13 protein-coding genes and 2 CRISPR repeat arrays are annotated in these 22,372 nt (G+C 35.7%); of the genes, 2 read left to right on the forward strand and 11 right to left on the reverse strand.

Translation table 11 applies throughout. The features are described 5' to 3' along the window. Positions 1 to 235 precede the first annotated feature (235 nt). The gene (locus tag EB239_RS01305) at positions 236 to 1,474 is read right to left on the reverse strand and encodes an IS110 family RNA-guided transposase (RefSeq protein ID WP_201035670.1); all 1,239 of its coding nucleotides are present in this window, start codon (positions 1,472 to 1,474) and stop codon (positions 236 to 238) included. Between the two features lie 508 nt (positions 1,475 to 1,982). Between EB239_RS01305 and EB239_RS01310 the strand changes: the two genes are divergently transcribed. Then, positions 1,983 to 3,401: an amino acid permease gene (locus EB239_RS01310; RefSeq protein WP_003871550.1), complete on the forward strand. Its 1,419-nt coding sequence runs from the start codon at positions 1,983 to 1,985 to the stop codon at positions 3,399 to 3,401. A gap of 81 nt (positions 3,402 to 3,482) precedes the next feature. Here the strand turns inward: EB239_RS01310 and ltrA (EB239_RS01315) are convergent, their stop codons facing one another. The 8 genes from ltrA (EB239_RS01315) to EB239_RS01360 all read right to left on the reverse strand — a co-directional run bounded on the left by ltrA (EB239_RS01315) (position 3,483) and on the right by EB239_RS01360 (position 12,466). Beyond that, a complete protein-coding gene (gene ltrA, locus EB239_RS01315) occupies positions 3,483 to 4,895 on the reverse strand; it encodes a group II intron reverse transcriptase/maturase (RefSeq protein ID WP_129545074.1) in 1,413 nt (470 codons plus the stop codon). 499 nt (positions 4,896 to 5,394) lie between these two features. After that, a complete protein-coding gene (ltrA, locus tag EB239_RS01325) occupies positions 5,395 to 6,807 on the reverse strand; it encodes a group II intron reverse transcriptase/maturase (protein ID WP_129545075.1) in 1,413 nt (470 codons plus the stop codon). 454 nt (positions 6,808 to 7,261) lie between these two features. Beyond that, positions 7,262 to 8,041 (reverse strand): MBL fold metallo-hydrolase, encoded by a 780-nt coding sequence (locus EB239_RS01335; protein WP_003871085.1) that lies wholly within the window; start codon positions 8,039 to 8,041, stop codon positions 7,262 to 7,264. Positions 8,042 to 8,301: 260 nt separating this feature from the next. Beyond that, on the reverse strand, positions 8,302 to 10,227 hold the full coding sequence (locus EB239_RS01340; RefSeq protein WP_003871086.1) for an NAD(P)/FAD-dependent oxidoreductase: 1,926 nt from the start codon (positions 10,225 to 10,227) through the stop codon (positions 8,302 to 8,304). Between the two features lie 120 nt (positions 10,228 to 10,347). After that, complete coding sequence (gene cas2, locus EB239_RS01345; RefSeq protein WP_003871087.1) at positions 10,348 to 10,611, reverse strand: CRISPR-associated endonuclease Cas2; 264 nt, start codon at positions 10,609 to 10,611, stop codon at positions 10,348 to 10,350. A gap of 16 nt (positions 10,612 to 10,627) precedes the next feature. After that, entirely contained in the window at positions 10,628 to 11,620 is a 993-nt protein-coding gene (gene cas1b, locus EB239_RS01350) for a type I-B CRISPR-associated endonuclease Cas1b (RefSeq protein ID WP_003871088.1), read from the reverse strand. Continuing rightward, positions 11,617 to 12,114, reverse strand: a complete 498-nt coding sequence (gene cas4 / locus EB239_RS01355; protein WP_003867574.1) for a CRISPR-associated protein Cas4 — start codon at positions 12,112 to 12,114, stop codon at positions 11,617 to 11,619. Before cas4 ends, cas1b begins: the two co-directional genes overlap by 4 nt. 106 nt (positions 12,115 to 12,220) lie before the next feature. Next, complete coding sequence (locus EB239_RS01360) at positions 12,221 to 12,466, reverse strand: hypothetical protein (protein ID WP_003871089.1); 246 nt, start codon at positions 12,464 to 12,466, stop codon at positions 12,221 to 12,223. 115 nt (positions 12,467 to 12,581) lie between these two features. Then, positions 12,582 to 13,145: a CRISPR direct-repeat array (repeat unit 30 nt; unit sequence GTTTCAATTCCTTATAGGTAGGCTAAAAAC). Between the two features lie 322 nt (positions 13,146 to 13,467). On the opposite strand from EB239_RS01360, the gene EB239_RS01370 reads away from it, so the two are divergent. Then, complete coding sequence (locus EB239_RS01370) at positions 13,468 to 14,688, forward strand: IS110 family RNA-guided transposase (protein ID WP_003869923.1); 1,221 nt, start codon at positions 13,468 to 13,470, stop codon at positions 14,686 to 14,688. Between the two features lie 151 nt (positions 14,689 to 14,839). Continuing rightward, positions 14,840 to 19,137: direct repeats of the CRISPR family, unit length 30 nt; unit sequence GTTTCAATTCCTTATAGGTAGGCTAAAAAC. Positions 19,138 to 19,318: 181 nt separating this feature from the next. On the opposite strand, the gene EB239_RS01375 is transcribed toward EB239_RS01370, so the two are convergent. Together EB239_RS01375 and cas5b are read right to left on the reverse strand one after the other, a co-directional pair. Next, the gene (locus EB239_RS01375) at positions 19,319 to 21,673 is read right to left on the reverse strand and encodes a CRISPR-associated helicase/endonuclease Cas3 (protein ID WP_003871403.1); all 2,355 of its coding nucleotides are present in this window, start codon (positions 21,671 to 21,673) and stop codon (positions 19,319 to 19,321) included. Then, entirely contained in the window at positions 21,657 to 22,370 is a 714-nt protein-coding gene (cas5b, locus tag EB239_RS01380) for a type I-B CRISPR-associated protein Cas5b (protein WP_003871404.1), read from the reverse strand. Before cas5b ends, EB239_RS01375 begins: the two co-directional genes overlap by 17 nt. Between the last annotated feature and the right edge of the window lie 2 nt (positions 22,371 to 22,372).

Consider the following 22,372-nt stretch of genomic DNA (forward strand, 5'->3'; position numbering starts at 1 on the left):
TTTTATTTTATACTTTTTTATTATCTTCTATATTAGAAAAAGGGGGCATACGGTTTTTGTTTACAAAATTTTGTTTAATAGTTGCTATAAGTATTTCGGTAATATGTCAAGAGGGTGATAAAAAAAATTCAAAAAAAAAATTTAATAAAATAACCTAAAAAAGGGCATAGCAAAGCTAACCATCACGCAATAAGCTGATGGAAATTAATGTAAAATATGGTTATGGGATAATATGTTAACTTATACAATCATCTCCTTTCATTATTGGGGATTTATAAAGTTTTTCTTCGCGCAGCAGAGCGAAGACTAACCTTACAGTTTTACGTGCAGTCAATACAAGAGCACGTTTATGCTTGTGAGTTTTGCTTTCTTTAAATTTGCGGGCATAGTATTGTGAGAACTCAGGTAAATACTTCCTGAGCTGGTCAGCTGCTTGAATAAAATAATATCTGAGATACTCATTACCAGTACGCTTGAGATATGTGTCCTCCGCTTTAAAATCAGCAGACTGGTACTCTGACCAATAAAGGCCGGAAAACTTTGCAAGGGCATTATCATTATCAAACCTTGAAATTCCGCCTATCTCAGATATTAAGCCGGCTGCGATGGTTGGGCCAATACCTTTTACTGAGGTAAGACAAAGGAATTCATTGTTAAATCCTTTTACCTCATTAATAATGGCTTTTTCTACAGCTTTCTTCTGTTTTTCAAGGGACTGTAGATTATCAAAGCAAGACTTGATAACAAAGTTTAAAGAATCATCTACAGTAGCATTAATTCTATAAGACTTGTGAACAGCCTCTTGAAGCAATTTAGCTGTAGCTTCTGGATCATCAAAGCGATCTTTACTCTTGTCAACCAAAAAGCCGGCAAGCTCATCAAGCGGTCGAGCCGCAATATCATCAAGGGTGAAAAACTCATTAAATATTTCAGTAGCAGTTGCTCCAAAATTATTACTAAAGACTTTATTTTGGCACAAACCGCTAAACTTAAGGAACAAATTGCTGAGGAAATAATTTTTTTCTCTAACAATACTATTAACAATGTGAAAGCGATGGCGAGTAAGCCTCTGGAGAGCAAGATATCTAAAATCTACAGAACAAGATTTGGGGAGTCTACCGAATCTCAGTTTTTCAGCAATAGCAAAGGCATCAATCCAGTCATTTTTAGGTAAATTGCCGAGAGACTTTTTAAAAGCATTAATAATATTAGCATTAAAAGTAGTAATAGAAGGTTGATAAGGCTTAAGAGCAGAATGATCAGCCAAATAATACTGGAGGTGCCAGCCATAGACTGAAGTAGATTCCAAACCAATAAAGACCTTTTGGATATTGTATTTATTACAACACTCCAAGATACGGGAAACTATAACATCACAACCATGAGGGTTATTTTCTACAGAAAAACGAGAGGAAGCATCATTACCCTCCTGGTCGAGAATATGAACCTTGACATCATTCAGGCTTACATCCATACCAACAAAAAGCTTATTCAAGATTGTTACACCTCCTTTCAAAATTGATAAAGTAAGTACAAGTAAAAGTTAATTTGAGATAACCCTAGCAACCAGATTATGTAGCAACCTCGCAATTAGCTCTTAATATATAAGCCTGAATCCTCTGCTGCCAGGGGCTTATATATGACAAAGCAGATTTCGCGTAAGAAAAGGCAAATCTGGTGTAGGGACCACACTTTAAAGAGCGGTCAAGCCGCATGGAGGACGAAAGCCTGTCCCACATTAACTTTACAGTATAATAATGCTACAAGTTATCTCAAAAGTAAATAATAAGGCCGAAAAAAGATGAGACGGCCGCGCCATGAATCCTGCATATTGCGCAATATTACGGATTCATGGCAATAGATAAGATTTTAGACAAGATGAGAATATTAAAGATTTCCAGTTATGAATGCGCTTTATTAAATTTTTAAGAAGTGAGACAAATTTATTGTCTTTAAAATTAATTATACGAGGAGGTAGCTTAATGACAAATTCAAATGGACTTTTTAGGAAGAAAACTTTGGAAATGATATTAGCTGATACAGAAAGCGAACAATACAAACTAAAAAAATCATTAACAGCAATTGACCTTGTTGCATTAGGTATTGGCGCAATCATAGGTACTGGTATTTTCGTTATAACTGGGGTTGCTGCAGCAGAACATGCGGGACCTGCTATTATACTTTCTTTCGTGTTGGCTGGTTTGGCTTGTGCTTTTGCTGCAATCTCATACGCAGAATTCGCATCAATGTTCCCAATTGCAGGTTCAACTTATAGCTACAGCTATGTTGCATTAGGAGAAATCTTTGCGTGGATCATAGGATGGGACTTAATACTTGAATACGTCTTTGCACTTCCAGCAATAGCTTTGGGCTGGTCCGGTTATTTTACTAACCTTCTTGCAAGTATAGGAATAAATATTCCTGATTGGGCAGCTCATTCTGCTTGGCAAGGTCCAGGAGGACTTATAAATTTGCCGGCAATAGGCATTTTATTATTAGTGGCTGCACTTGTATATATAGGTACAAGAGAAAGTGCTACTGTCAATAATATAGCAGTTGCATTTAAAGTATTTGTCGTACTTTTCTTCATAGTAGTTGCAGTATGGCACGTAAAACCAGTAAACTGGCATCCATTCATGCCTTATGGATGGAAAGGGGTTTTTACAGGTGCAGCAATTGTCTTCTTCGCCTATATAGGTTTTGACGCAGTCTCAACCGCAGCTGAAGAAACAAAAAATCCTGCAAGAGATTTACCAATAGGAATATTGGGTTCTCTCGGCATTAGCACTATTCTTTATATAGCTGTTGCTGCAATACTCACTGGTGTAGTTTCGTATGCCCGGTTAAATGACCCAGCACCTGTTGCTAAAGCTCTTAACATAATAGGTTTGAACTGGGCAAGGGGCCTTGTATCCATTGGTGCTTTAACAGGTATTACGACAGTTTTGTTGGTTATGACATATGGTTCTACAAGAATAATTTTTGCAATGTCCCGTGATGGATTGCTTCCACCTGCTTTTTCAAAGCTTCATCCAAAATTTAGAACACCTACTTTGGCTATATATCTTATAGCAATAGCAACTTCTTTAGTGGCAGGCTTTTTACCAATAGGAATTATAGCAGAACTTGTTAATATAGGAACTATGCTGGCATTTGTACTTGTATCCATTTCGGTTATAGTACTAAGATATACACAGCCAGACTTGCCAAGAAAATTCAGAGCACCTGGTGTACCATGGACACCTCTTTTGGCAATTATATTTGTAGGTGCTTTGATGGCATCTCTCCCATGGGAGACATGGGTAAGACTTATAGTATGGCTTATAATAGGATTGATTATTTACTTCTCATACGGCAGACATCACAGCAAACTAGCTCAAGAAAAGCAACAGCTAAAATAAAGATCGAGTAGGAGCTGAATAATTATTTTATTCAGCGTCCTCTCACACCACCGTACGTACCGTTCGGTATACGGCGGTTCATTAGGAATTGTGTACAATTAGATATCTTTGGGATAAACTCTTATAACCTATGCTTTCAAAGTATTTATTTGTAAGAGTCTTATTTAGGATTGGGCTATTGGATATTCTCCAGTAGCCTTTCCTTGTATTGGCGTATTCCCAGGCTTTTTGTTCTTCTACTCCTAGTTTTACTAAGTTATCATGCTTCGTTTTTATCTTCTTCCATTGTTTCCATATACATGCCCTTAGTCTTCGCCTTATCCATTCGTCAAGGGTTTTCATTATGCTTTTCGCGTCTGCTAATCCAAAATAGTTGACCCATCCTGTTGTTATTTGATTTAGTCTTTTTATTCTGTTTTCCATGCTTATTCCCTTGTTCCGATTGGTTATTTCTCTTACTTTTTCCTTAAACCTTTTGATGGATTTTTCATGGATTCTTATTCTTACTTCGTTTTCTTTTGTGTAGAATGAAAATCCAAGAAATTTTCTTCTCCATGGTCTATCTACAGCACTTTTTGCTTCGTTGACTTTTAGTTTTAATTTGCTTTCTATGAATTTCTTTATGCTCTTCATTACTCTGTCTCCTGCAGACCTGCTTTTTACATATATGTTGCAGTCATCTGCATATCGGCAGAATTTGTGCCCTCTCCTTTCAAGTTCTTTGTCTAGTTCATCCAACATTATGTTTGCTAATAGCGGACTTAATGGCCCTCCTTGGGGTGTCCCTTCTTCTGTTGATACTTTGATTCCGTTTATCATTACTCCTGATTCTAAGTATCTTCGTATTAACTTTAGTACCCTTTTATCTCCTATCCGCTTTTCTAGTTTGGACATTATTATGTCGTGGTTTACTCTGTCAAAGAACTTTTCTAAGTCCATATCTACAACCCATGTGTATCCTTCATTTATGTATGCTTCTGCGGCTTTTATTGCGTCTTTTGCACTGCGTCCTGGTCTGAATCCATAACTGCTATCAGAAAATGTATGGTTGTAGACTCTATTTAGTATTTGGGCTATTGCTTGTTGTATTAGTCTGTCTAGTACTGTAGGTATTCCTAGGAGTCTTACTCCTCCATCTGGTTTGGGAATTTCTACTCTTCGCACTGGTTGTGGTTTGTATTTCCCCTCCAGCAGTTGTTGTTTTATGGTTGCCCAGTTTTCTTTGAGATACGGTAGAAGTTCATCTACTTCCATCCCATCGACTCCATGGCTTCCTTTATTTGCAACAACGCGCTTGTATGCTGCTTCCATGTTCCCTCGTTCTACTATCATTTCAAGCATCTTGCCGGTATATCTTTGTACCTCGTTTCTTCCATCTTCCGACGCCGATGATATACTATGCACTTCCGTTGTCTTTTGAAATTCCATTTCTCTATTCAACGGATAGCCTCTTTGTTGAGTTGTCTGCAGTCTCTGCATATCTTTCGAGTCCATAAGATTTCCAAAACCTCCTAACGTTCGGTCCTTCCTTATCTATTCATGTCTAGATAAGTACTATGACCTCTGCTGACTTCTCAAGGTTCAGCCATACATCACTGCATGGGTTGTCACTTCAGATTTTACTTCCATGACTTATCCTTGAGACCTCCCCGGGTAAGAACGATAACTTTCATCTCATATATCTGCCAGATTTACTGTATGGGATTCGGGTAGTGTTGGACTTCGTTTTGTTACGCAAACTCATCCATCCCAATTCAGCCTCTTATCTGGTTCTTGTTCATCAGACCGAGATTTTGCCTTAAGCTTCCTTCAGATTCCACCTCACGATGGACACCCTTGCTCTTGGCTAGTGGTTCCCACTACCAAGCCCACAGCGGACTTTCACCGCCTAGTTATCGCCCATGCCGGGCGCACATCGAGTAGGAGCTGAATAATTATTTTATTCAGCGTCCTCTCACACCACCGTACGTACCGTTCGGTATACGGCGGTTCATTAGGAATTGTGTACAATTAGATATCTTTGGGATAAACTCTTATAACCTATGCTTTCAAAGTATTTATTTGTAAGAGTCTTATTTAGGATTGGGCTATTGGATATTCTCCAGTAGCCTTTCCTTGTATTGGCGTATTCCCAGGCTTTTTGTTCTTCTACTCCTAGTTTTACTAAGTTATCATGCTTCGTTTTTATCTTCTTCCATTGTTTCCATATACATGCCCTTAGTCTTCGCCTTATCCATTCGTCAAGGGTTTTCATTATGCTTTTCGCGTCTGCTAATCCAAAATAGTTGACCCATCCTGTTGTTATTTGATTTAGTCTTTTTATTCTGTTTTCCATGCTTATTCCCTTGTTCCGATTGGTTATTTCTCTTACTTTTTCCTTAAACCTTTTGATGGATTTTTCATGGATTCTTATTCTTACTTCGTTTTCTTTTGTATAGAATGAAAATCCAAGAAATTTTCTTCTCCATGGTCTATCTACAGCACTTTTTGCTTCGTTGACTTTTAGTTTTAATTTGCTTTCTATGAATTTCTTTATGCTCTTCATTACTCTGTTTCCTGCAGACCTGCTTCTTACATATATGTTGCAGTCATCTGCGTATCGGCAGAATTTGTGCCCTCTCTTTTCAAGTTCTTTGTCTAGTTCATCCAACATTATGTTTGCTAATAGGGGACTTAATGGCCCTCCTTGGGGTGTCCCTTCTTCTGTTGATACTTTGATTCCGTTTATCATTACTCCCGATTCTAGGTATCTTCGTATTAACTTTAGTACTCTTTTGTCTCCTATCCGCTTTTCTAGTTTGGACATTATTATGTCGTGGTTTACTCTGTCAAAGAACTTTTCTAAGTCCATATCTACAACCCATGTGTATCCTTCATTTATGTATGCTTCTGCGGCTTTTATTGCGTCTTTTGCACTGCGTCCTGGTCTGAATCCATAACTGCTATCAGAAAATGTATGGTTGTAGACTTTATTCAGTATTTGGGCTATTGCTTGTTGTATTAGTCTGTCTAGTACTGTAGGTATTCCTAGTAGTCTTACTCCTCCATCTGGTTTGGGAATTTCTACTCTTCGCACTGGTTGTGGTTTGTATTTCCCCTCCAGCAGTTGTTGTTTTATGGTTGGCCAGTTTTCTTTGAGATACGGTAGAAGTTCATCTACTTCCATCCCATCGACTCCATGGCTTCCTTTATTTGCAACAACGCGCTTGTATGCTGCTCTCATGTTTCCTCGTTCTACTATCATTTCAAGCATCTTGCTGGTATATCTTTGTACTTCGTTTCTTCCATCTTCCGACGCCGATGATATACTATGCACTTCCGTTGTCTTTTGAAATTCCATTTCTCTATTCAACGGATAGCCTCTTTGTTGAGTTGTCTGCAGTCTCTGCATATCTTTCGAGTCAATAAGATTTCCAAAACCTCCTAACGTTCGGTCCTTCCTTATCTATTCATGTCTAGATAAGTACTATGACCTCTGCTGACTTCTCAAGGTTCAGCCATACATCACTGCATGGGTTGTCACTTCAGATTTTACTTCCATGACTTATCCTTGAGACCTCCCCGGGTAAGAACGATAACTTTCATCTCATATATCTGCCAGATTTACTGTATGGGATTCGGGTAGTGTTGGACTTCGTTTTGTTACGCAAACTCATCCATCCCAATTCAGCCTCTTATCTGGTTCTTGTTCATCAGACCGAGATTTTGCCTTAAGCTTCCTTCAGATTCCACCTCACGATGGACACCCTTGCTCTTGGCTAGTGGTTCCCACTACCAAGCCCACAGCGGACTTTCACCGCCTAGTTATCGCCCATGCCGGGCGCACATACAAAAACAGGGCCTCGCAAAATAGGCCCTGTTTATATTTCTACTAAATCACTTTCAATATTTCTTAAAGCCATACGCACCTCAAATTTTACTCCTGATTTTTTAAGTACATTTGTAACAGTCGCAAAGGCAAGTTCTGGTCTGTTGTTATTTTGGCTTAAATGGCCTAAAAAAGCTATTCCTATCGCTTTCATTTTAAACAGCTTCATGAGAGTGTCTGCTGCAGCATCATTAGAAAGATGCCCTAAATTAGATAAAATCCTTTTTTTAAGAGGCCATGGATATGAACCATTGATAAGCATTTCTATATCATGGTTTGCTTCTAAAAGTACTATATCGGAACCTATAAGATGATTTGCAACACCTCTCGTCATGTATCCTAAATCAGTAGCAATGGAAATTTTTTTATCTCCACATTTAAAGGAAAAACCTACCGGTTCCACGGCATCATGAGACTTTTTAAAGGGCATTATTTTTACATCCCCAATTTCAAATTCTTCTCCTGTGGTAAAATAGAGTTTGTTTTTTTCGGAAATTTCTTTTATGTCTTTCTCCATTACCTCCCATGTAGCTTTATTGGCATATATAGGTATATTGTATCTCCTTGAAAGTACCCCGGCTCCGATAATATGATCTTTATGCTCATGAGTTATAAGAATGGCAGATAGACTTTTAGGGTTTATCCCTATGTTAAGTAATGCTTTTTCAATTGTTCTACCGCTTAAACCCGCATCAACAAGTATATGTACATCTTTATGATTTATGTAAATAGCATTTCCACTGCTTCCTGACCTCAAGGAACAAAACTTCATAGCCAATATACCCGCATTGCGGGTATCCCCCTTTCTTTTGCTATCACAATTAATTATAACAATTTTTCTAAGGCAAGTGAAGAAATTTTCTTTTTAAAGGAAAAGTAATTATTCACATTCGATCTGTGTGCAAATTTTTCATAGCTCAAAAATTCCTCATAATTCTAGCAGAAAGACTTTCAACATTAAATTATCAACATATTCACATGCATTTGTGGATAAGTTGATAATTTAAAAATATAAGAGGGGAATAACCCCTCTTATAGGGAAAGACCTAAATTACGTCCCTCAGAAATAGCGTGGACAATCTTTCTCACTTCTTTAGCATCTCCTATAACATGAAGCTTTTCTTGTGGTAAAATCTTACTAACCTCTTCGTAAAGCGAAGGATCTGGTTTTAAACCTACGGCTAAAACTATAGTATCGGGAAGTGGCAGCTCTTTTTCCCCTTCAGGTGTCTCCACCAAAAGGGCCTTTCCTACTTCCTTTAAACGAGTTTTTACATAAATTTCAACACCTCGTTCTTTTAAGCGCTTCATAATGAGAATCTTCTCAAAAACTCCCATGTCTCTTGCTACTTCCTCCAAAAGCTCAATAACCATTACCTTTTTGCCTTGTTCTGAGAGATAATCAGCAGTTTCCATGCCTATCAAGCCGCCACCAATTATAGCAACTTTATCGCCTGCTTGTTTTTCTCCTCTTAATACTTCCACAGCTGTCAAAAAGCCGTATTCTTTAAGTCCGGGAATAGGTGGTACAATTGGCTGTCCTCCTGTCGCAAAGACGACTTCGTCAGCCTCCCATTTTGCTATTTCTTCTGCTGTAACTTTATGATTAAGATTTAAAGTGACACCAACCTTTGGAAGTACCTCTTTATAGTATTCCACGATGCCTTTCAATTCTTCTTTGTGAGGAGGAACAGAACCGGGCAAAACTTGACCTCCGATCTCTCCTTTTTCCTCATAAATGTATACTTTATGTCCTCTTGCAGCAGCAGTATAAGCTGCTTCCAAGCCTGCAAGTCCAGCACCAATGATAAATACTTTCTTTCCAGGTTGAGGTGCTTTTTGTATTTCGATTTCCTCCTCCTTGCCAACTGATGGGTTGAAATTACAACCAAAACGGCGTCCTGCTCTTAATTCATCTAAACAGCCTTGGTGACAAGCAGCACAACGGCGTATTTCCTTGCTGCGTCCTGAGATAGCCTTTTCTACAAATAGCGGATCAGCCACCAAAGGACGTCCAAGAGCAACTAAATCAGCTTTGCCTGATACCAATATTTCTTCTGCCAATTCTGGCGTATTGATTCGCCCGACAGCGATAACAGGAATATTGACCTGTTCTTTTATTTTTGAAGCAAATTCCCATGCCAATCCTTTTTGCGTTCCCAAAGTTTGCAATGTAATAGCACCAGACTCACAGCTACTTCCTAAAGAAACATCAATAGCAGCAACACCTTTATCTTCTAATGCTTTAGCCAAACGGATCGCATCCTCTAATGTCCAACCTCCTGGCACAAATTCATCAGCACTAATGCGTACAATAATTGGAAAATCAGCACCTATCTCTTTCTTTATTTCATCTAATATTTCCATCCCAAAGCGAATTCTATTCTCAAAACTGCCACCATGTTCATCCTCTCTTTTGTTAGTATGAGGTGACAAAAACTGGTGAATGAGATAACCATGTCCAAATTGAATTTCCAATGCATCTGCACCAGCTTCATAAGCTCTGACAGCAGCTTTTACGTAAGTATTTTGCCATTTCTTTATGTCCTCATGAGGTATTCCTTGTGGTTCAACTCCAATAGTTGGACAAGCTATTGGAGAAGGTGCGATAAGGGGTAATTTAGTTACCATTGGATTTGCTATCCGCCCCGCATGGTTGATGTAGACTGCGACTTTGCTACCAGCCTCCTGTATGGGGGTAATAAGGTGGCGAAGCCCCTCTACCATTGAATCATCATAAATACCTAATTGACGCGGAATTTCTTTCCCTGAAAGGTCTACATATGCTGATTCTAAAACAATTAAACCTACTCCCCCTTTTGCTCTATTGACATAATATTGAATTAGGTCCTCTGTAACCTGTCCCTCTGATGTAGCATAACCAGTTTTAACAGGCGCCATTACTACCCGATTTTTTAAATTTAAATTACCTATTTTTACTGGCTTTGTAAGCTCCATTATATCACTCCTTTAGTACAGTGTATTTTAAAATAATGTTCATAATTATTAAATTCGACATAAAATAGTCAATTCCTGCTTTGTTAAATTTTTGTCTTTGTTTGCTCTGAAATGTAAATTTTATATAATTATGTCTTCTCCGCCTTTTCTAAGCCCAAGGATTTCTCTTTCAGAATATTTGGTAGTCCGTAAAATATAAAAAATAACTGAATCCTCATCTTTGTCTATTATTCTTGAAAGCTCTATTTTTAGTTTTTTAAGATTGGCTTCTGATATTTCGCCTTCTAAAACAGAATTTTGGACCCAATGAAGGTATTTTCTGCAAGTCTTTAAAACTTTATTGACCCTTTTTTCATTCACATCGTATACTAAAATTAAAAACATATCTTATCACCTAAATTTACCATTGTGCAATAAAAGGCTTGTACTGTTCTTCTTCAATCAAGTGTTTTTCCAATTTATACAGCTCTAACCTTATAAGTCTTCTATAAGAAACATTGTTAGAAAGATTCCTGTGTTTAATAGTTGTAGCAAGCTTATCTTCAAATTCCTGCACAAATACTTTTTTCCCTTTTTCTTTAAGTAATAATCCTTCTGCATCTTCTTCAAAGTCTTCTTTAGTAACCATTTTTTTGCTAAGCAAGGTAAATATAGTCCTATCTACAATGATAGGCTTAAAAATCTCTGAAACATCAAGATTTAAAGAAAAACGTCTAAAATTGGTCGCATGCAAAAAACCTATTCTCGGGTCTAAGTGGGTTTTGTATATTTCACTTAAAGTTGTCGTATACATCAAAGAATTTCCAAAGCTTATCAATGTATTCAAAAAATTTTGAGGTGGTCTTTTGCTTCTAAAGTCAAACTTAAAATCTGGGTTTTGAATTATCTCATCAAAAGCCTTATAATAATATTCCCTAATATTACCTTCTATTGCCATTAATTCATTTATTGTGGAAGTTGAATCAACGCTCTCCCCTAATTTTTCTATGGAATAAATGACATCTTCCAAATCTTTGCCTCTATTTGAATAATATTTCAAAACTTGCCTTATATTCTTATAAGCTCCTTCGACAAATTTTTGAGCAAGATAAAGCCTTTTACTTCCATCATTATAGTGCTCAGCTTGTCTTAATATCATATAGCCTGAGTTTAAATGTTCTCTTGGATAATAAGACCCTACATAATATCCATAATGATTGAAAAAATGAAGTATAATCTCTGATTGTGTTAAAAACTCAAGAAGTCTTTTGTTAAGGCTTACTTCTCCAAAAACCATTATTTCAGAAGTATTTTCTACTGGTATAAATTTTCTTCCATTTTCTCCTTCAAAAAATAGAGTATTATCTTTTCTTTTTAATTCCCCATCTGAAAAAATATAAATCGTTTTTTTCATGACATACAAAACTCCTTATACCCACAATTTTTACAATATGGAATTTTTATAAAAGCAGGTGGCTTTTCTTTATATACTATATCTTTAATTTCTTCAATTGCCTTTATAACTTCTCTTTCAAATTCTGGTGTAAGTTCTACTACTTCCCTCTTCCTTTCTTCTGGAAAAAAAAGTTGCCCTTTTGCAGTTATTCCGCTTTGCTTTAACTTGTAGAGATAAAATAAAAGTTGCATTTTAGCACTATCTTCCGCTTTTGAACTTTTCTTTACCTCGCCAATTAAAATATTATCTTTTTCCATTCTCACAAGGTCTAATACCACATTTTCAAAATGAATCTTTTTTCTATCCCTTTGATAAGAATTTTCATCAATAAGCCTACCTATTTCAATATAAGGATGTTCTTGGTCAGGCACTATCTGATGTGCCATAAGCCAAACTTGCCTTTTACAAATGGTATAGCTTTGCATCAATGCCCCTGTAACCTCAAATTCCATAGTATCACCTATAGATTAAATTTTAATTTTATAAATATTTGCATAAATTGGCTTTTTTTATAAATATAAAAAATCATAATATACCTTTTAAGACTATTTAAAAAGTTTAATGTGCAAATACATTAATTTTTGCAGCCAATTCTTTAATCGGTATATCGTCAATTTTGAATTCATTTAAAAATTCCTCGATTGTATCATACTTTTTTTCTGTTTCTGGCTTATTATATTCACAAATATAGATTTTGTCATAATACAAAAGTGAATAATCTTTTCCTCCATACTCAAACCCTATTTCCCCCACCTTACTCAAATCCTCAATAAACTCCTCCAGCGATGAATAAGTATCATACACTTAAATCACCTTCATATCTTATTAATTTCCTATTTAAAATTACCCGAAGTTTAAATTACTTTGTACTACAATTATTCGCAATAAAAATTTAATTAAAAAATTTTAGTAAATTATTTGTACAATTCATCATATGTAGGCTAAAAACCTTTTAATCAAGTGTGGTTAAATTTTGAACTAATGGAGTTTCAATTCCTTATAGGTAGGCTAAAAACGAAAAGATAGGTAATAAAGAGAAGTATTATAGGTAGTTTCAATTCCTTATAGGTAGGCTAAAAACGTATATCATTTTGAGTAACAAACTGATACCTTGCAGTGTTTCAATTCCTTATAGGTAGGCTAAAAACTCTAATGCTTCATCCTCACTTAATCTTTCATCTACAGTTTCAATTCCTTATAGGTAGGCTAAAAACAGATTAGCTATTCTTCAACATCCACAGTATCCCTTCAGTTTCAATTCCTTATAGGTAGGCTAAAAACGGAGGTTGAGCAATAATGGGTTTGCCAGCAATTAATAGTTTCAATTCCTTATAGGTAGGCTAAAAACTATATACGGCAAGAGCTGGGCAGAAATATGCGACGAGAGTTTCAATTCCTTATAGGTAGGCTAAAAACTGAATTTTTTTGCTGTAGGACAGAAGTGGCCTCCAGAGTTTCAATTCCTTATAGGTAGGCTAAAAACAATTAATGCCTGCAAGGAATTCGATATTGATTTGGGTTTCAATTCCTTATAGACTCCCATGCCGCAAATGCGGCACCAGCAGAGGATGAAAATGTCCTTTTTTGATGATATAATCAGTACAGCGGCTGGTGAAGAAAGGTCGTTCTTACCTTGGTGCTTTGAGCCCGACTCATAGACAGACTCCAACGACCAGGTGCACCACAGATTGTTGCTCCCTTTACGGGAAGCACGCAGGATAGAATAACCCCTTATGGTTGTTGCACCAGCTCTTCAATTTTACAGTCGCTATCGTTCAAATTTTAAAAAAGGAGTTGGCTCTTTCATGGATTTAGTTTACTCTCACGTTTGCGGATTAGATGTCCATAAAAAGAATGTCGTAGCTTGTATAATAACACCAGAAGGTAAAGAAATCCGCACTTTTTCAACTATGACCGATGACCTTATTGCATTAAAAGAATTTATTAAAGCTAAAGGTTGTTCTGTTGTTGCTATGGAAAGTACCGGCTCTTATTGGAAACCTATTTACAATCTACTTGAGCTTGAGAGCATTAAAATCCTACTCGTCAATGCTAAGCATATTAAAAATGTCCCTGGTAGAAAAACCGATGTAAAAGATGCTGAGTGGATAGCAAGTCTCTTGCAACATGGCCTTTTGCAAGGCAGCTTTGTGCCAGATCGTGAACAAAGAGAGCTTCGCGAACTTGTCCGCTATAGAAAAAGCCTCATTGAAGAAAAATCAAGAGAACTTAATCGCATACAAAAGGTTTTAGAAGGAGCTAATATCAAACTGTCTTCGGTAGTCTCTGATATCAACGGGGCATCCAGTCGTTCTATACTTGAGGCTATTATAAATGGTGAAGAAAATCCCGAAACCCTGGCTGAGCTTTCTCAAGGCAAGCTAAAAAATAAAATGGATGAACTAAAACGCGCTTTAAAAGGCTTGATCAATCATCACCAAAGGATGCTTCTGGAAATACAGCTTAGACATATTGATTACCTTGATGAAGAAATAGCAAAATTAGACGAAGAAATTAAAAATCGAATGCTCCCTTTTGAAAAAGACCTGGCACTGCTGGATACAATCCCTGGAGTCGGAAGAAGAACTGCAGAACAAATAATAGCCGAAATCGGCACGAATATGGAACAGTTCCCCTCTGCTGCCCATTTGTGTTCTTGGGCAGGGTTGTGTCCAGGTCATAATGAAAGTGCTGGTAAACAAAAGTCTGCAAGAACTCGAAAAGGTAACCAAAAATTGCGAAGCTCTCTTATTGAAGCTGCCAGAGCTGCCTCAAGGGCAAAAGATACTTATCTTTCAAGTCAGTACCACCGCATCGCTGCTCGAAGAGGAGCAAACCGTGCAGCAGTTGCAGTGGCACATAGCATTTTAATTATAGTTTATCATATTCTCAAGCAAAAGCAACCATATATTGAATTAGGTCCTACTTATTATGAAGAGAAAAAGCGTAATATGATTATTCGTCAATCTTTAAAAAAGCTAGAGTCTTTAGGCCTTAAGGTCACGGTCGAATCTGCAGTGTCTTAACTTTTAATTTAACTTTATTAACCATTTATTTATCCCATATTTTTACATCGGTATGGGTTTAGTTTTTTGTTGCCTTTTTGAGAGACACTATTTTCAGGATAGGTAGGCTAAAAACAATACTTGCCTTGGCAATTTCGTTTGTAGCTTTAGTGTTTCAATTCCTTATAGGTAGGCTAAAAACAATGGCAAATTTGCCTCAAGTATTTAATTATGAAAAGTTTCAATTCCTTATAGGTAGGCTAAAAACTATTCGAGAATATACATTGTTCCCTGTTGGACCTTAGTTTCAATTCCTTATAGGTAGGCTAAAAACTGGCTGTAGCGCTATCTGATAGTCAGCATCAGGCAAGTTTCAATTCCTTATAGGTAGGCTAAAAACAAGCCTTACAAAAATATTATAGCACGACAAAAGAAGAGTTTCAATTCCTTATAGGTAGGCTAAAAACTGAAGGCTTAGACGAAGAAGAAGACGAAGAAGAATAGTTTCAATTCCTTATAGGTAGGCTAAAAACCTAGTGCAAACGCAGTAAAATTACAAAACTACATCCAGTTTCAATTCCTTATAGGTAGGCTAAAAACATGCAAAAATTAGAAGATTGGCTAAAAGACATAGAACTGTTTCAATTCCTTATAGGTAGGCTAAAAACATATTTGGCCGAGGTGAAAAAAATTGTACTCCAATCCGTTTCAATTCCTTATAGGTAGGCTAAAAACGCAGTCACAGATTATTTATGCAAGGTGGGATTCAAAGTTTCAATTCCTTATAGGTAGGCTAAAAACCAGAGAGGCTGTATGGAACAGAGCGATAGAGGCGGGTTTCAATTCCTTATAGGTAGGCTAAAAACCAGAGGAATTAGAATCAGAGATTTACAGAGAATTACCGTTTCAATTCCTTATAGGTAGGCTAAAAACTCGAATAATAGGGAGTACCTCTGATACTACCCATTTTCGTTTCAATTCCTTATAGGTAGGCTAAAAACTCGCATTGATGATACCAAGCGAAGTATCCAAAGTGAGTTTCAATTCCTTATAGGTAGGCTAAAAACATGAAGCCAAGAAGTATGTTGATAATATTCAAGAGAGTTTCAATTCCTTATAGGTAGGCTAAAAACCAATCGTTACGCTTTCCGCTGCTGTGCCGTTGTTTGGTTTCAATTCCTTATAGGTAGGCTAAAAACAGGCACAAACAGAAATGACAAAAACAAAAGTATTGTTGTTTCAATTCCTTATAGGTAGGCTAAAAACAAAATATTTTCAGCAGCAAAAGATAAGCGCTGCTAAGTTTCAATTCCTTATAGGTAGGCTAAAAACGTTGCATAGACTTTATAAATTGTTAGGAGGTAAAGAAGTTTCAATTCCTTATAGGTAGGCTAAAAACGGAATTAGCTATGGATGCCAGAGACCTTGCGGTGTACTGGTTTCAATTCCTTATAGGTAGGCTAAAAACCGTCGATTAGGTTATGTAGAGTTGTCCATCCTTCTTTGTTTCAATTCCTTATAGGTAGGCTAAAAACACAAACGGATGAGTGAAAAACAAGAAAAGTTAGAATGTTTCAATTCCTTATAGGTAGGCTAAAAACGAGACGTAGCTTGACCGAGGTAACTGTCGGATGGGGGTTTCAATTCCTTATAGGTAGGCTAAAAACCGTCCGAACTTAAAAAAGCAGCAGAGAAAAAACTCTCGTTTCAATTCCTTATAGGTAGGCTAAAAACCCTTGAAGCTCTTGCTCAGGAACTAGAGCAACTGGAGTTTCAATTCCTTATAGGTAGGCTAAAAACGTTTTAAGGGGGCTATGCTTATGATAAAAAAAATAGGTTTCAATTCCTTATAGGTAGGCTAAAAACAACAAAATAAAACGTGAAATAGAGCAGCTACGAGATCTGTTTCAATTCCTTATAGGTAGGCTAAAAACAAGCAGAAAAAGAAGGGTACGAAAAGATAGAGGAAGTTTCAATTCCTTATAGGTAGGCTAAAAACGAAGAGAGGCGGCAGAGATTAGAAAAATACAAGAACAGTTTCAATTCCTTATAGGTAGGCTAAAAACCTTACATTGCAAAGAAAGCATTAGAAATGGCTGGAGGGTTTCAATTCCTTATAGGTAGGCTAAAAACTTACTTTTATCACACCATATCCCTGTTTCTTATACTCTGTTTCAATTCCTTATAGGTAGGCTAAAAACAAAGGCACAGAAAAACACACCAATATAATTATATCACAGTTTCAATTCCTTATAGGTAGGCTAAAAACCAAAACCGGAGTCGGCTATCACTATATAGAAACTGGGTTTCAATTCCTTATAGGTAGGCTAAAAACTGGATACACAACAAAAGCTTTAGATTTGCACAGCTGAGTTTCAATTCCTTATAGGTAGGCTAAAAACCTTTCTCATTATGTTCCTTGTAAGCAAGTTTGCTGTGTTTCAATTCCTTATAGGTAGGCTAAAAACTTGCAATTATCTACAACACAATCGATTGGAAAAAGAGTTTCAATTCCTTATAGGTAGGCTAAAAACGCTCCAGGGGCAGGCAGATGCATTCACGGCCAATAGTTTCAATTCCTTATAGGTAGGCTAAAAACACAAATTAAAACTGCTGAAACCATCCTGGCACGCAGGTTTCAATTCCTTATAGGTAGGCTAAAAACATCAAAACTATCCACGGACATCTGGCAGAGGCTAAGATGTTTCAATTCCTTATAGGTAGGCTAAAAACTCTTCTTTTGCTTCTTCCTGTTGTTCTTCTACAGTAGTTTCAATTCCTTATAGGTAGGCTAAAAACCCACCTCTTCTTGTGTAAGTCTCAAAAGTATTTCCAGTTTCAATTCCTTATAGGTAGGCTAAAAACTTTAGAAGAGCAATTGAAAATCGCTGATGCAGATGCGTTTCAATTCCTTATAGGTAGGCTAAAAACACATAAGGAAGGCTTAATTCTAATCTACGAAGTTGGGTTTCAATTCCTTATAGGTAGGCTAAAAACGTTGTCTCGTTGCCGCTGTTATTGCTAAGACCGCCAACGTTTCAATTCCTTATAGGTAGGCTAAAAACAAGATAAAGGATATTTTTAGGAGGGCAAGTTTTTAGTTTCAATTCCTTATAGGTAGGCTAAAAACCAGCAGACATTACTTCACCCCATGCCTCCGCTGCTGTGTTTCAATTCCTTATAGGTAGGCTAAAAACTTGGCGAAGCCTTTAGCCAGGCCATCCAGTACCTCAACAAGAGTTTCAATTCCTTATAGGTAGGCTAAAAACGGTGACTTCCATTGTGTCCTGGCCACGAAGCTGGGCAAGTTTCAATTCCTTATAGGTAGGCTAAAAACGATATTCATAAGCTTGCGTTCAAGCTGTTTCAAACTGGTTTCAATTCCTTATAGGTAGGCTAAAAACTAGCGTTCCATCGTACTCTATTTCCTGTTTTATCACAGTTTCAATTCCTTATAGGTAGGCTAAAAACGCACTAAGTTTTGCAAAAGTAGAAGAACAAGCAAAAGGTTTCAATTCCTTATAGGTAGGCTAAAAACGCAATGTACGGTAATGGTGAGGTGTAGTGCTGTGCTGGTTTCAATTCCTTATAGGTAGGCTAAAAACTCGTTATATGAGATTGGGAAAAGAGCTCCTGATATGGGTTTCAATTCCTTATAGGTAGGCTAAAAACAGTGGATTATAAAGAAGGGAATTACATCGAACCAAGGTTTCAATTCCTTATAGGTAGGCTAAAAACAATTATTAGCCTTAACATGGGAAGACATAAATTTTGAGTTTCAATTCCTTATAGGTAGGCTAAAAACGATTGTACCTCCTCTCTCTCGGGTTTAGGGTTGTATTCGTTTCAATTCCTTATAGGTAGGCTAAAAACTCCTCGCCAGCTTCACAAATTGCTTCTGTTTCTTGCGTTTCAATTCCTTATAGGTAGGCTAAAAACTGGGCGGAATTATTAAAAGATATACCGTTTAATGTGGCGTTTCAATTCCTTATAGGTAGGCTAAAAACTCTAAGTGTTGCTAATCTTTTAGCGAAATTCATCTGTTTCAATTCCTTATAGGTAGGCTAAAAACGCACGAGAAAAAGTCACAAAGGGAGTTGAGAAAAGGTTTCAATTCCTTATAGGTAGGCTAAAAACCGCATACATAAAAGAGCTTTAGAAAGGCTTAAAGAGTTTCAATTCCTTATAGGTAGGCTAAAAACAAACACATCTTGCGGCAGCAATAGCAAATGAACTTATGTTTCAATTCCTTATAGGTAGGCTAAAAACGTTCTTAATGAAACTAATCAGCCTATTGGAATTGAGATGTTTCAATTCCTTATAGGTAGGCTAAAAACAACAGAGCTTTTCATGTATTTGAAATTGAAAGAGAGTTTCAATTCCTTATAGGTAGGCTAAAAACTCACAATAACGGGGCATTATACATATTTATGTCTTTTAGTTTCAATTCCTTATAGGTAGGCTAAAAACTCATTCTAACATGCATAAATAGCACATTATACACCTTACAATTTTTTAATTTCTGTCAAGTATCTTGACTTTATTATACCATATTGTCCAATAAAATCAATTACTTTATGAAAATCAGAAAAATAAAAATGTCGTCTATCCCCAGGTGTTTTTGCCTTATTGGGGATCGACGACAAATTTGTTACCATATACTTGTGACTCCTTTTGTTATAAAACCTGTTTCTTTGTCATAATAATCATTTAAACTATCATAATTTACATACTTAAAACCCCAAATATCAGGAGGCATATTTTCCACTGTTGCAGGTATTGATATTACATATTTATAAAAGTCAGCTTTAAATCGATTAAAAATATTTCTCCTTTCAAATAGATTTTTTATGTCTTTAAGCTCAACATACTTATGCCACAATTCTTTAGCTTCATCATTCAATTCAATAAATGCATCTACTTTATAATAGTCATCTTCAATTAATTCAAATTTGGAAATACACATATTTCCATCTTCGCTATCATACCTCAATGTGTATATAGCATCTAATAGCTCTCTTCCTTCATTTGAGGACATTCTCTCTGATACTTCTTGATAATATTTCTCTATAATCTTCAAAAGTTCTTGCTCTTTTATAGTATCATATTTACTTAGTATTTCACGCGTTATGCCAAGTAATATTTTATCATAAACATATTTTGAATATTTTTGACCTTTTTCATCTATCAATGATACAACATAGACTTCTCCTTTTCCTCTCCAGTTCCTGTTGCACCTTCCTGCTGATTGATTAATAGAATCAAGAGGTGCTATATCTCTTACAACAACATCAAAATCAATATCTACCCCTGCTTCTACTAATTGAGTCGTTACAGCAAACCTTATCTTACCTTCTTTTATTTTTTCTATTCTTTCCAACCTTTCCATAGGTACTACATGTGTTGACATGTAAATTATTTCATCATTAGGTATCTTAGCCCTTAATATATTATAAAATTGTTGAGCAGATTTTATAGTATTTAGTATGAAAAGATAGCTTTTACCATCATTTAAATCAAACATTTCGCTTAGCTCTTCTAAGGTAATATCTCGACTCAATTTGGGAATAATTTCTACCCTATCCATTTGAGTAAAATATTTAGTCTTGGCTACTAATGGATAAATTTCCTCTTCTCTAAATATTAACGGCTGAGTAGCAGTTACAAAAATTATATATGAATTTAATTCATTTGCAACCGCTTTTAAAAGTTCTTTTGTCAAAAGCCAATATTTAAATGGTATTGATTGGACTTCATCAAGTATAATTATAGAATTCGCTAATCTGTGGAACTTCCTCAAAGTTTTATTTTTTTCAGACACTAATGTATGAAAAAATTGAACAAAAGTAGTTATTATTATTTCTGAATTCCATCCTTCTATCAATATTTTGGCTTGTTCATCTTCAAATTCAGTATTATTTTTAGTATATCTTATATCTGACAAATGATGATGTTTCAATATTATTTCTGTATCTGGTTGAATTCCATTATATCTTAACAAATCTTCAAGCACATTAGAATTTTGTTCTATAATACTTAAAAATGGCAAAGAATAAATAATTCTATATTTTACACCGGTTTCTTTATACAATTTGGCCCATAATTTCATCGCAAAAGCAATTGTAGTCAACGTTTTGCCAAGGCCTGTAGGAAGATTGATAGACATTATTTTTTGTTTAATATCTATATCCTTCTCTAATACTTCTTTATAGGCTTCCTCTCTCAATAAATTAATTTTACTTTCTTTATCTGGAAAAGATGCTTTATACTCTTTTACAAGCTGCTCTTCAAACTTTATTTCCGGCCGTTTTATATTGTCAATTCCAACAACAACTTCAGTTTTATCGGCATCAACAAGTAAAGAAAACAAAAAGTTTAATAATAAATATATAGAAACATCTTGCTCCTCTTTAAGTCTTCTTAATTCTCTTTTGATTTTTCTTAATTCAGAATTAATACTATCAATATAATCATTTATCGCTGATTTAGTCAAATTTTCATTTAAGCCAGCATTTCTAAGCTTTCCATTTAATACTTGTAATTTTTCATCATCTATACTGTTAAGCTGTTTTTTAAGTACTTCTAACTCTTTATCATCTAATATAACTTCATTAAAAACATTTTTTAAATCTCCATGGTGATTTTTAACAATTAAAAAAGCTATAAAAGGAAACAATATCCCCTTTCTATCCTGAGCATTTATTTCATTTTTAACCAAATAAAAGGCTACAACTGCAGATAATAAAGAATGGTGCGTTTCTTCCATTGTTTTTAATTTATTTCTCTCTTTCTCGTTTTCAGTAAACAAATACTTTTGAAAATAATTTGTCGCTTTTCCAAAGTCGTGGCATAAAGAAATTATAGTAGCTGTTTTTAAGAAAGTCTCTTTATCTATTATCGCCACCTTTTTTTCGTTAAAGTAGCTTCTAATTATTTTAGAAGTATTGATGAGATGGTCTTCTAAAAATTTGTCAGGATGGGAGTATAATTCAGAAAAAGATGACATGTTCACCCTTAACCTCCCAACATTTCTTTACATGACACTTTATGCTTTGTCCATTTACTTCATATAAAACATCTTCGTAACTTAAAACAACCCTATCTTCATTCATACCTGCAGGTATCTTTTCTTTAAAATATTTTTTGCCATTTTCAAAATAAATTTTGTCCTCTACAATAGATTGAAATGGTAGTACTGATAAAATATCTACTTCTGCATTTTCTATTTCTTCTGCTTCATATACCCCTATAAACTTATAATCAGCAATCATTTCACTTAACCCTAAAGACAAAGTATACACATTTCGGCGATTTTTTATTTTTTCCACTATGTCTTCAAATAAATCATTATCTTTATGCATAAAGTAAATCCGATACGCTGCATCTTTTACAAATTCTGTCTTCACTTGCGTTCTCGCCTCATGATTTTTAGCTTTATAAGGTATCCAGTAATTCCCTTTTGTATTTATTAAATTCAGTCCCAATCTGATTTTTTTAATAGGGTTCAATATCCTGATAGCAACTTTGCAGTTTTCCTCTGAAAAAACTTTGAGATATTCTTTTTTGTCAATCCCCGCTATCGCCCCCAACATGCCTTTGACAGTTGGGGGTGGTGGAAAGGAAAAAGTAAGCGGGGAAGAAGTAGTATAGTATTTTCTGAAATGTCCATAGTCCCCGAACACATCAAAAACTAAAGTCTTCATCT

Source organism: Thermoanaerobacter ethanolicus JW 200, assembly GCF_003722315.1.
GTDB classification, from domain to species: Bacteria; Bacillota; Thermoanaerobacteria; order Thermoanaerobacterales; family Thermoanaerobacteraceae; genus Thermoanaerobacter; species Thermoanaerobacter ethanolicus.

What these genes read in the sequence shown, in the direction of transcription:
- ltrA (WP_129545074.1), bottom strand. Translation starts at nt 4,895, where the DNA reads ATGGACTCGAAAGATATGCAGAGACTGCAGACAACTCAACAAAGAGGC.
- EB239_RS01340 (WP_003871086.1), bottom strand. Translation starts at nt 10,227, where the DNA reads ATGGAGCTTACAAAGCCAGTAAAAATAGGTAATTTAAATTTAAAAAAT.
- EB239_RS01375 (WP_003871403.1), bottom strand. Translation starts at nt 21,673, where the DNA reads ATGTCATCTTTTTCTGAATTATACTCCCATCCTGACAAATTTTTAGAA.
- cas4 (WP_003867574.1), bottom strand. Translation starts at nt 12,114, where the DNA reads ATGGAATTTGAGGTTACAGGGGCATTGATGCAAAGCTATACCATTTGT.
- EB239_RS01370 (WP_003869923.1), top strand. Translation starts at nt 13,468, where the DNA reads ATGGATTTAGTTTACTCTCACGTTTGCGGATTAGATGTCCATAAAAAG.
- cas2 (WP_003871087.1), bottom strand. Translation starts at nt 10,611, where the DNA reads ATGTTTTTAATTTTAGTATACGATGTGAATGAAAAAAGGGTCAATAAA.
- EB239_RS01305 (WP_201035670.1), bottom strand. Translation starts at nt 1,474, where the DNA reads ATGGATGTAAGCCTGAATGATGTCAAGGTTCATATTCTCGACCAGGAG.
- EB239_RS01310 (WP_003871550.1), top strand. Translation starts at nt 1,983, where the DNA reads ATGACAAATTCAAATGGACTTTTTAGGAAGAAAACTTTGGAAATGATA.
- EB239_RS01335 (WP_003871085.1), bottom strand. Translation starts at nt 8,041, where the DNA reads ATGAAGTTTTGTTCCTTGAGGTCAGGAAGCAGTGGAAATGCTATTTAC.
- cas5b (WP_003871404.1), bottom strand. Translation starts at nt 22,370, where the DNA reads ATGAAGACTTTAGTTTTTGATGTGTTCGGGGACTATGGACATTTCAGA.
- cas1b (WP_003871088.1), bottom strand. Translation starts at nt 11,620, where the DNA reads ATGAAAAAAACGATTTATATTTTTTCAGATGGGGAATTAAAAAGAAAA.